The sequence below is a fragment of the Stutzerimonas stutzeri genome, assembly GCF_024448955.1.
Taxonomy (GTDB): domain Bacteria; phylum Pseudomonadota; class Gammaproteobacteria; order Pseudomonadales; family Pseudomonadaceae; genus Stutzerimonas; species Stutzerimonas stutzeri_AQ.
Window position 1 is genome coordinate 1 of record NZ_JAMOIH010000003.1, and the last position, 12,967, is coordinate 12,967.

The following is a 12,967-nucleotide window of genomic DNA, read 5'->3' on the forward strand; positions in this document are numbered from 1 at the left end:
AAGAAACGTGACCAGTCGCCGAGCCGGACAGCACTTTTCTCTAGACAAAAAAAGCCCCGCCGAAGCGGGGCTTTTTTAATCAGGCGTCTTAAGCGACTTGAACCTGATCGGCCTGCATCCCTTTCTGACCTTTGGTGGCCATGAAAGAGACCGATTGGCCTTCGCTTAGGCTTTTGAAGCCAGCGCTTTCGATTGAGCGGTAGTGAACGAAAAGATCTTCGCTGCCATCAGTTGGGGTGATGAAGCCGAAGCCTTTTTCATCGTTGAACCATTTAACAGTGCCGTTTTGACGAGTAGACATGATGTATCTCCAAGGTGGTTTTAAGGCTGCGATGCTGATTTTTCAGCGTCGAGACTGAGAAGCGAGAAGCAAAACGAACCAGGGAGACGAAACAAAGAAACATCAAGCTGGGTGTCGAAGTGTTAATTGCGAAGCAGTGGGGGCGAATATACGCAGTTAATTAGGCAAGTACAGGATTTATAATTTTAATTTCTAAAAGTTCTACTTTCTGAAGTCATGAATCAGCTCTAAACGGCTGTTAATCATGAGTATTAATTGGCGGGACCGTACGTCGGTTGGTGCATGCACAAGCAGCGGCTCTGTATTCCTAGATAGCCGCCAAGCTGTCGATCAATGTCCTCTTGAATCAGATAGCGATGAGATGTGAGCGCGGCATTGCCGAGCGGCTGTCCTGCTTTGACAGGCTGGATCGATGGCATGACTTGGCATATATACGGCCCGGTTCGCCAGCAAAAATCTGACGTTCGTCTCGCATCTAAGCAAGAGCGAAAATCCAATCCGGCTATCAGTGCTTCGCTACCGCCACGATTTGTTCGATCAACCACTGCAGCGCGGCATCGCGTTCCCGCTGGGCGACGCTGGCGATATCCAGTTGGAAGGTACCGAGATCGAAGGGCAAGTCGAACAATTGCAGCGGCAACAGCGTGGCGAAATAGCGGGCCAGCTGGGTTGGCAGTACAGCCGCCAGGTCGCTGCTGGCGACGATATGCGCGGCCTGCAGGTAATTCGGTGTTGTGTAGACCAGTGCGCGGCTCAAGCCCCGTTCTTCCAGCCACTGATCGACCATGCCGCGCGTCTGCCCGCCATGCACCCAGAGATGGCGCAGACGCAGGAAACTATCCAGATCCAGCCCTTCACCCATTAGCGGATGATCCTTGCGCAGCGCAACCTGTAACGTCTCGCTGGCCCAGCGGCGGCGGTGAAAACGCGTCGGCACTTCGATAAAACGGCCCAGCGCCAGATCCAGCTCACCGTTATCCAGCGCCTCGGCCGGCAGCGTCGGGGTCAGGTGCTCAATCGCCAGCTGAATCCCCGGCGCCACCTTGGCCAGATGGGCCATCAGCGGCGGCATACAGATCAATTCAACGTAGTCGGTGACGGCGATGGCGAAGCGCTGTCGGCTGGTCGCAGGGTCGAAAAAGTCACCGGCTTTGAGCGTGTGTTCGATCTGTTGCAGCGCATCGCGAATTGGCGCTTCAAGACTCAGTGCGCGCGGCGTCGGTTGCATGGCACGGCCGACGCGCACCAGCAGCGGGTCGTCGAGCAGTTCGCGCAGACGATTGAGGGCATTGCTGACCGCCGGCTGGCTGAGGGAAAGACGTTGGGCGGCACGGGAGACGTTGCGTTCGCGCAGCAGGGCGTCTAGCACGCGGAGCAGGTTGAGATCGAAGTTATAGATATTCATCGGATGAATCTGATACATCACAAGACTAAATTTCAAAAATAGTACCGTCTTCATCTAAGGTAGGTCTTCTGATTTTTTGCCTTGCGACGAGGATTGCTGCAATGAGCCAAACCCGCTTCGATATCCAAACCGCCGCGGTAATCGGTGCCGGCACCATGGGCCGTGGCATCGTCATGAGTCTGGCCAACGCTGGCGTGCAGGTGCTGTGGTTGGACAACAACCCAGAAATGCTCGAACAGGCGCTGGGTGTGGTGGCCGACACCTATGCCCATAATGTGCGCCAGGGGCGTATCGACGAGGCACAGGCCGAAGCGCGCCGCGCCTGTATCAGCAAGGCGGCGGACTATCAGGCGCTGGCCGATGTCGATCTAGTGATCGAGGCGGTTTACGAGAACCTTGAGCTCAAGCAGAACATCTTTCGCGAGCTGGACGGAATCGTGAAGCCGGCCGGCGTCCTCGCCAGCAACACCTCGGCGCTGGATATCGACGCCATTGCCGCTGTCACCAAGCGCCCAGAACAGGTGGTGGGACTGCACTTCTTCAGCCCGGCGCACATCATGAAGCTGCTGGAAATCGTCGGCGGCGCGAAAACCTCGAATGCGGTACTTGAGGCCTTAACCGCGCTCGGCAAGCGCATGGGTAAAGTCAGCGTGATCGCCGGCAATTGCCCGGGCTTCATCGGCAATCGCATGCTCAAGACCTATGTGCGCGAAGCGCGGGCGATGCTGCTTGAAGGCGCGTATCCACATCAGGTGGACGCGGCGCTGCAGGGCTTCGGTTTCGCCATGGGGCCGTTCCGCATGTATGACGTAGTCGGCATCGACCTGGAATGGCGCGCCCGAGAACTGGCTGGCGAAGGCCAGGACGAGCCCGAGGTACAGATCGACAACCGCCTCTGCGAACTGGGCCGCTTCGGCCAGAAGTCGCGCATGGGTTATTACCGTTACGCCGAGGGCAGCCGCCAGGCCGAGCACGATCCAGAAGTGGATGCGCTGGTACAGCGCGAATCCGAGCGCCTGGGTTATCAGCGTCGGGAGATCGGCGAGGAAGAAATCCGTGAGCGCTGCCTGCTGGCGCTGGTCAACGAGGGCGCGAAGATTCTTCAGGAAGGCATGGCCGAATCCAGCACTGATATCGACACCGTCTACCTCAACGGCTACGGTTTCCCGACCGAAATCGGTGGACCGATGACCTGGGCCGATCGTCAGGGCCTGCCGCAGATTCGCGAGCGCTTGAATGCCTTGGCCGAACGCAATGGCGCGCACTGGCGGCCGGCCGAGCTGATCGACAGCCTGGCCACCCTGGGTGGTCGCTTCGTCGACTACAAGAAGGAGGCCTGAGCATGGAATACAAAGCTCCCCTGCGTGACATGCGCTTTGTGCTGCACGAGCTGTTCGACGCCACCGCTCATTGCGAGCTGCTCGGCAACGGCCTCGACCGCGAGCTGATCGACGGCGTGCTGGAAGAAGCGGCGCGCTACACCGGCGGCGAGATCGCACCGCTCAATCGCAATAGCGATGAAGAAGGCGTGACCCTGGAAAACGGCGAGGTGAAGACGCCGCAGGGCTTCGTCGAGGCCTACCAGCAGTACGTCGACAACGGCTGGGCGAGCATGACCGGGCCGACCGAGTACGGCGGCCAGGGCTTCCCGCAGCTGGTCGCCTGTAACTTCCATGAGATGTTGATGGGCGCGTCGCTGTCCTTCCGTATTTACTCCGGCCTGACCGAGGGCGCGGTGCTGGCGCTGTACAAGCATGGCAGCGACGAGCTGAAGAACGCCTATCTGGAGAAACTGGTCAGCGGCAGCTGGAGCGGCACCATGTGCCTCACCGAGCCCCAGGCCGGCACGGATTTGGCGCTGCTACGCACCAAGGCCGAACCCCAGGCGGACGGCAGTTACAAGGTCAGCGGCAGCAAGATCTTCATTTCCGGCGGCGAGCACGATATGAGCGAGAACATCGTGCATCTGGTGCTGGCGCGCCTGCCGGATGCGCCGGCCGGTGTGAAAGGGATCAGCCTGCTGCTGGTGCCCAAGTTCCTCGCCAACGCCGACGGCACGCCGGGCGAACGCAATGCGCTGAGCTGCGGCGCCATCGAGCACAAGATGGGCATCAAGGGAGCGGCCACTTGCGTGATGAACTTCGACGGTGCCACCGGCTGGGTCGTCGGTGAGCCGAATCAGGGCCTGGCCTGCATGTTCACCATGATGAACGACGCGCGTTTCCAGGTCGGGCTGCAGGGCCTGGGCATTGCTGAGCAGGCGTATCAGGGTTCGCTGGCCTACGCCCGCGAGCGTTTGCAGTCGCGTGGGCTGACTGGCGCGCAGTATCCAGGCAAACCGGCCGATCCGATCATCGTGCACCCGGACGTGCGGCGCATGTTGCTGACGCAGAAGACCCTGGTCGAGGGCAGCCGCATGCTGGCGGCCTACTGTGCGCGGCAGCTGGATATGGAGCACGGCCATCCCGAGCCGAGCTACCGCAAGGCCGCAAGCAAGCGAGCTGCATTGCTGATCCCCATCGTCAAAGCCTTCTTCACCGACATGGGTCAGGAAGTCGCCAGCCTCGGCGTGCAGGTCTATGGCGGGCACGGGTATATCCGCGAGTGGGGCATGGAACAGCTGATGCGCGACAGCCGCATCACCCAGCTCTACGAGGGCACCAACGGCATCCAGGCGCTGGACTATATCCGCCGTAAGCTGCTCGGTGATGGCGGTGCAGAGCTGTCGGCGCTGCAGGCGGAGTTCAGCGAGGTTTGCGATCGCCAGATCGATCGGCCGGCGCTGCATGAGATGGCCAGCAAGGTACAGGCACGAATCGGCGAATGGCGCGAGCTGACCGCCGAGGTGATCGCCGCGACCCAGCGTGACCCCCAGGAGATCGGCGCGGTGTCGGTGGACTTTCTCCAGTACTCGGCTTATGTGTTGCTAGCTGGGCTCTGGCTGCAGGCCGCGGCACGGGCGCGGGATGCGCTGGACGAGGGCGCCAGCGAAGAAGCCTTTTACCAAGCCAAGCTGGCCAGCGCGGATTTCTACCTGCGCCGAGTATTGCCGCGTGCCAGCGCGCATCGTGAGGCGATTCTCGGCGGGGCGGGTTGTTTGATGGCGTTGCCGGAGGCGGATTTCGCGTTTTGAGTGGCCATGATGACGCTCAGTTGCTGCCGATGCCCCTCACCCCAACCCTCTCCCCGGAGGGGAGAGGGAGCTGGACCGAGTGAGGTTCGCGCGCAGTGCTCGACGCTGCACGGAATTACCCCCTCTCCCTCCGGGAGAGGGCTGGGGTGAGGGTGCTTTTAAAGTCCCGCAGAACCACAAAAACCAGGAGGCACCGATGCATCCATTCAGCTTCTCCACAACCGCCCAATTGATCTGCGAACCCGGCTCGTCACGCCGCCTGGCCAGCATCTGCAAGGAGCGCGGGGCGCTCTCGGTGCTGGTGGTGACCGATCCGGGCATCACCCGTTTCGGCCTGCTCGACGAGGTATTACCGGGGTTCGACAACGAAGGCCTGTCGGTTGCCGTCTACGACCAGGTGGTGGCCGATCCACCGGAAAACATCGTCCTGGCTGCGGTGGCGCAGGCCAAAGAAATCAAGGCCGATATGGTCATCGGCTTCGGCGGCGGCAGCTCGATGGATGTCGCCAAGCTGGTTGCGTTGCTGGCACATCCGCAGTGTGCGCAGTCGTTGCAGGATATCTACGGTGTGGGCAACGCACGGGGCCAGCGCCTGCCATTGATCCAGGTGCCGACCACCGCTGGCACCGGCTCGGAAGTCACCCAGATCGCCATCATCACCACCGGCGAAACCACCAAGATGGGCGTGGTTTCGCCGCTGCTGCTGCCGGATCTTGCGCTGCTCGACGCCGACCTCACCCTCGGCCTACCGCCAGCGGTGACCGCCGCCACTGGCATCGACGCCATGGTGCATGCCACCGAGGCCTACACCAGCGCGCTGAAGAAGAATCCGCTGTCCGACCTGCTGGCCCGCGAAGCGCTGCGCCTGCTGTCGGCCAACCTGCACGAGGCGGTGCACAACGGCGGCAATCGCGAGGCGCGCCAGGCGATGCTGCTCGGCGCCTGCCTCGCCGGCCAGGCCTTCGCCAACGCGCCGGTGGCGGCGGTGCATGCGCTGGCCTATCCGCTGGGTGGCAATTTCCATATTCCCCACGGCCTGTCCAACGCGCTGGTGCTACCGCACGTGCTGCGCTTCAACGTCAGCGCGGCGACCACTCATTATGGCGAGCTGGCGCCGATCATCCTCGGTGACCGGTTGCGCAAGGACGATCCCTCGACCTACGCCGAGCAGCTGATAGAAGAGTTCGAGCAGATGAGCGCCCGCGTCGGCCTGCCGACCCGGCTGCGGGATGCCGGTGTGCCGGAGGACATGCTGCCGCAACTGGCCAAGGAGGCGATGCTGCAGCAGCGCTTGCTGGTCAACAATCCGCGTGAAGTCACCGAGGCCGATGCACTGGCGATCTACCGCGCCGCCTACTGATCTTAATGGCGCACCGCGCTTACCGCGCCGCGTCGACTTGCCTTCAAGGATTTGCCGAATGGCCGAACAACCGCAGCACCTGCGCGACGATTACCGCCACTTCCAGCCGATCACCACGCGCTGGCACGACAACGATATCTATGGCCACGTAAACAACGTCGTTTACTACAGCTATTTTGACAGCGCGGTGAACACCTATTTGATCGAGCGGGGCGGGCTGGACATCCATGAAGGCGAGGTAGTGGGCTTCGTCGTCAGCTCATCCTGCGATTACTTTGCGTCGATTGCCTTTCCCGATGCCCTGGAAGTTGGCTTGCGGGTCGGTAAGCTTGGCAACAGTTCGGTGCAGTATGAGTTGGCGATCTTCAAGGCAGGTGAGTCGCAGGCCTGCGCGGCGGGGCGCTTCGTCCACGTATTCGTGGACCGCGCCAGCAATCGGCCGACGCCGATCCCGAATGGCTTGCGCCGGGCGCTGGAAGTACTGTTGGTGGTGGCCGAATAAATTCGGCCCTACGGCAATCTTGCTGTAGGGCCGAACGTGTTCGGCCTCGGGCCGCGGTGGTCACGACACGGGGCGACTCACGAGATCCCGACTGGAGCCGGCTCAGTCGTGATGCCGGTGCTTATGCTTGTGCTTGTAGTGGCCCTTGGCTTTACCCGGATGGTACCGACGGTCGTCGCGGTAACGGCGGTCGCTTCGATCGTCATCATCGCCGTAGGCATTGCCAATCGCCCCGCCGGCGCCACCGCCGACAGCCGCGCCGATCAAACCGCCGGTGCTGCCACCGACACGCTGGCCGATCACGTTACCGCCCGCAGCACCCAGGCCGCCGCCGATAGCCGCTTCGGTGCGGCTGCGCTTGTCGGCGCCGACCATGCCGCCGGCCGCGCCGCCTACGCCGGCGCCAATGGCAGCACCCGTCGAGCCGCCAAGATGTTCACCGACCACCGAGCCCAGGGCACCGCCCAACGCGCCGCCGACAGCAGCTTCGGTGTTGCTTCCAGCAAAGGCGGCGCTGCTGAGCAGGCTCGCGGACAACAGCAGAATCGAGGAATACTTCATGGCGAACCTCTTGAATGGATGGCGCCGCGATGCTCACGTGGCGAGCGAGGCTTGCGCAAGTGTTCACCGATGAAAGGCATGACGGGGTTCTCGTTCCGTAACTTTTTGATTTAACAAAGGAACTTGTAACAAGCGAGGCGGTCTCCAACTGTTTGGCCATGACCGCAAAGGGTAGGAAATCAGCGAATCGACGCATCCGGTAGCAGATGCTTTTCCGCTTGGACTTATGCCCCACCCTCGTTCGAGGCGCTCGCAGGGCTGAAAACCCGCGGCGGGCTGCGGTGCGGGATGTGGATCAGGTTGAGGTTATGACGCTGCGCCCAACGTGCCGCCAGGCCGGTGGGCGAGGAGAAGCTGACGAGCGTTGGAATACCGGCGCGCTGCACCTTGTGAATCAGCTCCAGACTGCAGCGGCTGGTGACCACGGCGACACCGCCGGCGACGTCCTGATGGGTGCGCCTGAGCGCGCCGATCAGCTTGTCTAGCGCGTTGTGCCGGCCGATGTCTTCGCGACCCAGGCGGATTTCGCCCTGCGCGTCGATGAACAGAGCGGCGTGCACCGCGCCGCAGGTTTGAGCCAATGGCTGAAATTCGGCGATGCGCTGACGCAGGTCATGCAGCCAGTGGGCCGGCGGCAGGGGCGCGACCGGCATTGCCGGCAGCTGTGGCAGCGCCTGCTCCAGTGCTTCGACACCGCATAACCCGCAGCTGGCATTTCCCGGCAATTGTCGGCGCTGCTCCTTGAGCTTCCAGAAGGCGCGGCTGGAAATCTCGACGTCGGCCTGGCGTCCGCTGCCGGCGCCGCTGATATGAATGTCGTAGATCTCGCCGACATCCTCGACGATACCGCTGCCGAGGCTGAATCCCACCACGTAATCCTCAAGGTCAGCCGGCGACACCATCATCACCGCCTGGTTGATGCCGTTGTAGGCGATCGCCAGTGCACATTCCTCGGCCAGCTCCACGGCCTCGCGCTGCGTCTCTCCGAGCGCCTGGAAGTGATAGCGGTGACTGGCCTCGGTCGGCGCATGCTTATCCGGGGCGGTGCTTGGGGGGCATGGAGTATTCATGGCAGGCTCGATATTGACCGCAGATGATGTACCGCCTGGTCGACTGTGAAGAGCTCCGGGCGGATTTTCAATGGTCGCAGCCAGTTTGTTGGCGATCTCGAACAGCGAGCTCCGCCGCGGGCCGGCTCGCTCCAGATGGTGCATCTCGGTGTGCCGCGCACGATTTCGTAGGGCCGAATCGTAGCGGGGTTTGTGCTAACCACCACGTGCCAGCATGCCGCGTACCCGCGCCGCCAGATGATCGATCTGGAACGGTTTGCTGATCATGTCCATGCCCGCGTCGAGAAAGCCGCTGCTGGCCGCCTGCTCGGCGTAACCGGTCATGAACAGCACGCTCAGGCCGGAACGATGCTGGCGGGCAATGTCCGCCAATTGCCGGCCATTCATTCCCGGCAGGCCGACGTCCGAGACCAGCAGATCGATGCGTTCGCTGCTCTCCAGAATTTTGATGGCGGCGTTCGCCTCGGCCGCCTCCAGGGCGCGGTAGCCGAGCATGCCCAGCACATCCAGAACCAGTTGACGCACGGCCGGATCGTCTTCGACCACCAGCACGGTTTCGCCTTGCAGCGCCTGCGGCGGCTGCTCCGTCGGGCTGCTGATCGCCGCCGGCATCGGCAGCGCGTGGTGCGCGGGAAGGTACAGCGTGACCTCGGTGCCATTACCGGGCTCGCTGCGGATCTGCACGTGACCGCCGGCCTGACGGGCGAAACCGTAGATCATCGAAAGCCCGAGGCCGGTGCCCTGCCCAATTGGTTTGGTCGTGAAAAATGGTTCGAACGCGGCGGCCAGCACCTTGGGCGCCATGCCGCAGCCGCTGTCGATCACGCTGAGGGTGACGTAGCGGCCCGGAGCCAGTTCACCCACTTGCGATTGGCTCGACAACTGCACGTTGGTGGTGGCGATATACAGGCTGCCTCCGTCGGGCATCGCATCGCGGGCGTTGATGACCAGGTTGAGCAGGGCGCTTTCCAGTTGGTTTTCGTCGCTGTTGGCGGCCCATAGGTCTGGCTGCAATTGGGCATCGACCAGAATATGACCGCCCAGGGTGCGCACTATCAGGTCGCGCATCGATTCGACCATTGCATTCAGGTCGACCCGCTTGAGGTTCAGCGGTTGACGCCGGGCAAACGCGAGTAGGCGATGGGTGAGGGCCGCGGCGCGGTTGGCCGAGGTGGCTGCGGCATCGATGAAGCGCTGGGTTTCGGCGTGACGGCCAGTCTGGTTGTAACGCTGGATCAGGTCCAACCCGCCGATGATGCCGGTGAGCATGTTGTTGAAGTCGTGGGCGATGCCGCCGGTAAGTTGGCCGACCGCTTCCATTTTCTGCGCCTGACGCAGGGCTTCCTGCGCCTGTTCGCGGCTGGCCATTTCCTTGAGCAGCCGCTCATAAACTTCAGCCAGTGCGGTGGTGCGTTCCTGCACGCGGCTTTCCAGGGTTTCGTTGAGCTCGCGTAACGCCTGTTCCGCCTGCCAGCGCTCGGTCACGTCCTGGCAGAGAACGAAGAATCCCTGCACCTGCCCTTCAGCATCGCGGCGTGGCAAGTAGTGCATCAGCGCATGGCGTGGCCTGCCGTCCTGGTGCGGCATGTAGGCCTCGAAGACCATCGGTTCGCCTGCCAGCGCGGCCTTTATCTGCTCGCGACGTTCGTTGTAAGCGCGTTCGCCGACGACCTCTATCAGGCGCTTGCCGTACAACCACTCGGGTGATTGGCCGAACCAGCTCTGGTAGTGGCGGTTGTTGAAGCGATAGCGCTCGTCTTGGTCCACGTAGCCGATGAGCACCGGCAACGCGTCGGTGATCGTCATGATTTCCGCTTCGCTGCGGCGCAGCGCTTCCTCCTCGCTGTGGCGCAGGCAAAGCAGACGGCCTGCGATCTGCTGATCATCCCTGATGGGGCTGAGGGCCAGATCGAACCAGACGCCGGTCTGCGCGTCTCCGTCCGGCAACCGGTAGTTGCGCAGCAGGCATGCCTGGCTGCGGTCGCCGCCGCTGCACGTATCGGTCAGTGCTGGCCAGATTTCAGCCCAGGTTGAAGCGACCGGAGCGCCGAGTGCGGCGGGATGGCAACGGCCAATCAGCGCCGCATGAGCGTCGTTGTATAGCTGCACATCGTTGTCACCCCAGAGCACGCACATGGGCAATGGCGCTTCGAGCAAGGTGTCGAGCAGAACGCGCAGCGAGACCGGCCAGCTGTCGATCGCGCCTAGCGGCGTTGCGCTCCAGTCGTGGTTGCGGATGCGCCCGCTCATTTCGCTACGACCGGCCGGCCAGGCTCCCGGATCTATTGGCATAGGTCTCCCATCGGATGTACAGCGGGCCATTCGGCATCTTTCATTACGGTTAGGCGTCGTGGTCTGGCATCCACAGCATAGTTACCGAAGGCACTGCCGTCCTCGGCATCCCCCTGACACGCGCCGTGGGAGAAAAGGCCGGCGGAGCGCCCACGATCAGTCCGCATGACCCTGCAGGCTGCGAATCAGCTCCAGATAGTCATCGACGGCGGTGAATTCTTCGGTATTTTTCTGCCCTCGCCGGCTGTCCGGCTCACGGATGGCCAGCAGATGAGCGACGCCGTAGTCGCGGGCGCTGCGCAATACCGGCAGGCTGTCGTCGATGAACAGCGAAGTGGCCGGATCGAAATCCAGATCCGCTTTCAGCGCATCCCAGAACTGGGCCTGCTCCTTGGGAAAGCCATAGTCGTGGGAGCTGATCAGCCGGTCGAACCAGGGCGCCAGCTCGATGCGTTCGAGCTTTAGCGACAGGGAGTCGCGGTGCGCATTGGTGATCAGGACCACCCGCTTGCCGGCATCGCGCAGTGCCGCGAGAAATTCGTCCGCGGCCGGACGCAGGGCGATCAGGTCGGCGATTTCGCGCTTCATTTCGCGAATCGGCAGGTTCAGCTCGCGAGTCCAGAAATCCAGGCAGTACCAGGTCAGCTTGCCCTCGTGCTCGTTGAACAGCGGCGCCAGTTCCAGTTCGGCCATGGCTTGGCTGATGCCGTGCAGCTGGGCGTAGCGTTGGGGCAGGAATTCGAGCCAGAAGTGGTTATCGAAGTGCAGATCCAGCAAGGTACCGTCCATGTCCAGCAGGACGGTGTCGATTTCAGACCAGGGCAGCGAAGCGATCATGGCGGGCTCTTTTCGGCAATTGGCGCAATGGTGCGACAGCGGTCGGTTCGATGCCAAGTGGTCGGCACGAAAAGCCGGGTTATGATTGCGGTTCGCGTTTCAAAGGATCCCCCCCATGCGCCAGAAACCTACAGTGCTTGCCCGTGAGATCGTCGCTACCAGCCGTCTGTTCCGTGTCGAGGAGCTGCAGTTGCGGTTTTCCAATGGTGTCGAGCGCACCTACGAACGGCTGGTCGGCAAGGGCGCCGGTTATGGGGCGGTGATGATCGTCGCGCTGGAAGACGACGGCAAGGCGCTGTTGGTCGAAGAGTATTGCGGTGGCACCGACACCTATGAGCTGTCTCTGCCCAAGGGGCTGATCGAGCCGGGTGAAGATGTGCTGGACGCCGCCAACCGCGAACTCAAGGAAGAAGCCGGCTTTGGCGCGCGCAAGCTCGAATGGCTGACCGAGCTCTCGCTCTCGCCTGGTTACATGAGCCAGAAGATCCAGGTGGTGCTGGCCCGCGATCTCTATCCCGAACAGCTGCCCGGCGACGAACCCGAGCCCATGCGCGTCGAACGGGTCGACCTGCGCGAACTGTCGAGCCTGATCGAGAACCCGCAATTCAGTGAAGGCCGCGCATTGGCGGCCTTGTATCTGGCGCGTGATCTGTTGAGCCAGCGCGGGGAGTTCAGCCAATGAGTCATCCATATCTGGCACCGGTCATCGATCTGGTGCGCGCCGCGGGCCAGGCCATCCTGCCGCATTGGCGCAGTGGTGTGCAGGTCCATGAGAAGGCGGATGCTTCGCCGGTAACCGCGGCCGACATGGCTGCTCATCATCTGCTGGCCAACGGCCTGCGCGCGCTGGCGCCCGACATTCCGGTGCTATCGGAAGAAGATTGCGACCTGAGCCTGGCCGAACGTGCGGGCTGGACGCGCTGGTGGTTGGTCGATCCGTTGGACGGAACCAAGGAATTCATCGCCGGCAGCGAGGAGTTCACCGTCAACGTGGCGCTGATCGAACAGGGGAAGGTGCTGTTCGGCGTGGTGGGCATTCCGGCCAATGGCCGCTGTTATTACGGCGGTGCCGAGTACGGCGCCTGGCGCGCTGAAGCCGATGGCGCGGCGCAGCCGTTGCAGGTGCGCCACGAACCGGCCGAGGGTTTCACCGTGGTCGCCAGCCGCCGCCATTCGAGCCCGGCGCAGGAGCATTTGCTAGACGGGTTGCGCCAGCGCTTCGGGGAGCTGGTGCTGGCCAGCGTCGGCAGCTCGCTGAAGCTTTGCCTGTTGGCCGAAGGCGCCGCTGATTGCTATCCGCGCCTGGCACCGACCTCGCAATGGGATACCGCCGCTGCGCAGGGCGTGCTCGAAGGCGCACGTGGCGAGGTGCTGGATGTCACAGGCGCGACGCTGACCTACGAAGCGCGAGAGAGCTATCTCAATCCATCCTTCCTGGCGTTGCCGCGCGGCGTGGAGTGGCGCACCGCGCTCATCGAGCTGGCGAATCGCTGAATCGAACCCATC

General features: G+C 62.6%; 12 protein-coding genes. 6 read left to right on the plus strand and 6 right to left on the minus strand.

Annotated elements, in window-relative coordinates; translation table 11 throughout:
• Positions 1 to 88: 88 nt before the first annotated feature.
• A complete protein-coding gene (locus tag NA645_RS03470; protein ID WP_256047548.1) occupies positions 89 to 301 on the minus strand; it encodes a cold-shock protein in 213 nt (70 codons plus the stop codon).
• Between the two features lie 505 nt (positions 302 to 806).
• Entirely contained in the window at positions 807 to 1,706 is a 900-nt protein-coding gene (locus NA645_RS03475) for a LysR family transcriptional regulator (RefSeq protein WP_256047818.1), read from the minus strand.
• 101 nt (positions 1,707 to 1,807) lie between these two features.
• On the opposite strand from NA645_RS03475, the gene NA645_RS03480 reads away from it, so the two are divergent.
• From NA645_RS03480 to NA645_RS03495, 4 genes are all read left to right on the plus strand, one after another.
• The gene (locus tag NA645_RS03480) at positions 1,808 to 3,046 is read left to right on the plus strand and encodes a 3-hydroxyacyl-CoA dehydrogenase (protein ID WP_256047549.1); all 1,239 of its coding nucleotides are present in this window, start codon (positions 1,808 to 1,810) and stop codon (positions 3,044 to 3,046) included.
• 2 nt (positions 3,047 to 3,048) lie between these two features.
• On the plus strand, positions 3,049 to 4,839 hold the full coding sequence (locus NA645_RS03485; RefSeq protein ID WP_256047550.1) for an acyl-CoA dehydrogenase C-terminal domain-containing protein: 1,791 nt from the start codon (positions 3,049 to 3,051) through the stop codon (positions 4,837 to 4,839).
• 196 nt (positions 4,840 to 5,035) lie between these two features.
• Positions 5,036 to 6,199 carry an iron-containing alcohol dehydrogenase gene (locus NA645_RS03490; RefSeq protein WP_256047551.1) on the plus strand — a complete coding sequence of 388 codons (1,164 nt, stop codon included), beginning with the start codon at positions 5,036 to 5,038 and terminating at the stop codon, positions 6,197 to 6,199.
• Positions 6,200 to 6,257: 58 nt separating this feature from the next.
• The gene (locus NA645_RS03495) at positions 6,258 to 6,701 is read left to right on the plus strand and encodes an acyl-CoA thioesterase (RefSeq protein WP_256047552.1); all 444 of its coding nucleotides are present in this window, start codon (positions 6,258 to 6,260) and stop codon (positions 6,699 to 6,701) included.
• Between the two features lie 102 nt (positions 6,702 to 6,803).
• Here the strand turns inward: NA645_RS03495 and NA645_RS03500 are convergent, their stop codons facing one another.
• From NA645_RS03500 to yrfG, 4 genes are all read right to left on the minus strand, one after another.
• Positions 6,804 to 7,262: a YMGG-like glycine zipper-containing protein gene (locus NA645_RS03500; RefSeq protein WP_256047553.1), complete on the minus strand. Its 459-nt coding sequence runs from the start codon at positions 7,260 to 7,262 to the stop codon at positions 6,804 to 6,806.
• A gap of 224 nt (positions 7,263 to 7,486) precedes the next feature.
• Positions 7,487 to 8,332: a formate dehydrogenase accessory sulfurtransferase FdhD gene (gene fdhD / locus NA645_RS03505; RefSeq protein ID WP_256047554.1), complete on the minus strand. Its 846-nt coding sequence runs from the start codon at positions 8,330 to 8,332 to the stop codon at positions 7,487 to 7,489.
• Positions 8,333 to 8,527: 195 nt separating this feature from the next.
• On the minus strand, positions 8,528 to 10,624 hold the full coding sequence (locus tag NA645_RS03510) for a hybrid sensor histidine kinase/response regulator (RefSeq protein WP_256047555.1): 2,097 nt from the start codon (positions 10,622 to 10,624) through the stop codon (positions 8,528 to 8,530).
• Between the two features lie 156 nt (positions 10,625 to 10,780).
• Positions 10,781 to 11,461 (minus strand): GMP/IMP nucleotidase, encoded by a 681-nt coding sequence (yrfG, locus tag NA645_RS03515; protein ID WP_256047556.1) that lies wholly within the window; start codon positions 11,459 to 11,461, stop codon positions 10,781 to 10,783.
• Positions 11,462 to 11,576: 115 nt separating this feature from the next.
• On the opposite strand from yrfG, the gene nudE reads away from it, so the two are divergent.
• Positions 11,577 to 12,143 (plus strand): ADP compounds hydrolase NudE, encoded by a 567-nt coding sequence (gene nudE, locus NA645_RS03520; RefSeq protein WP_256047557.1) that lies wholly within the window; start codon positions 11,577 to 11,579, stop codon positions 12,141 to 12,143.
• On the plus strand, positions 12,140 to 12,955 hold the full coding sequence (gene cysQ, locus NA645_RS03525; RefSeq protein ID WP_256047558.1) for a 3'(2'),5'-bisphosphate nucleotidase CysQ: 816 nt from the start codon (positions 12,140 to 12,142) through the stop codon (positions 12,953 to 12,955). Before nudE ends, cysQ begins: the two co-directional genes overlap by 4 nt.
• Positions 12,956 to 12,967: the final 12 nt, after the last annotated feature.

Excerpts from the sequence above, each read along its gene's own strand:
- NA645_RS03470 (WP_256047548.1), bottom strand. The coding sequence starts at position 301 with ATGTCTACTCGTCAAAACGGCACTGTTAAATGGTTCAACGATGAAAAA.
- NA645_RS03475 (WP_256047818.1), bottom strand. The coding sequence starts at position 1,706 with ATGAATATCTATAACTTCGATCTCAACCTGCTCCGCGTGCTAGACGCC.
- NA645_RS03480 (WP_256047549.1), top strand. The coding sequence starts at position 1,808 with ATGAGCCAAACCCGCTTCGATATCCAAACCGCCGCGGTAATCGGTGCC.
- NA645_RS03485 (WP_256047550.1), top strand. The coding sequence starts at position 3,049 with ATGGAATACAAAGCTCCCCTGCGTGACATGCGCTTTGTGCTGCACGAG.
- NA645_RS03490 (WP_256047551.1), top strand. The coding sequence starts at position 5,036 with ATGCATCCATTCAGCTTCTCCACAACCGCCCAATTGATCTGCGAACCC.
- NA645_RS03495 (WP_256047552.1), top strand. The coding sequence starts at position 6,258 with ATGGCCGAACAACCGCAGCACCTGCGCGACGATTACCGCCACTTCCAG.
- NA645_RS03500 (WP_256047553.1), bottom strand. The coding sequence starts at position 7,262 with ATGAAGTATTCCTCGATTCTGCTGTTGTCCGCGAGCCTGCTCAGCAGC.
- fdhD (WP_256047554.1), bottom strand. The coding sequence starts at position 8,332 with ATGAATACTCCATGCCCCCCAAGCACCGCCCCGGATAAGCATGCGCCG.
- NA645_RS03510 (WP_256047555.1), bottom strand. The coding sequence starts at position 10,624 with ATGCCAATAGATCCGGGAGCCTGGCCGGCCGGTCGTAGCGAAATGAGC.
- yrfG (WP_256047556.1), bottom strand. The coding sequence starts at position 11,461 with ATGATCGCTTCGCTGCCCTGGTCTGAAATCGACACCGTCCTGCTGGAC.
- nudE (WP_256047557.1), top strand. The coding sequence starts at position 11,577 with ATGCGCCAGAAACCTACAGTGCTTGCCCGTGAGATCGTCGCTACCAGC.
- cysQ (WP_256047558.1), top strand. The coding sequence starts at position 12,140 with ATGAGTCATCCATATCTGGCACCGGTCATCGATCTGGTGCGCGCCGCG.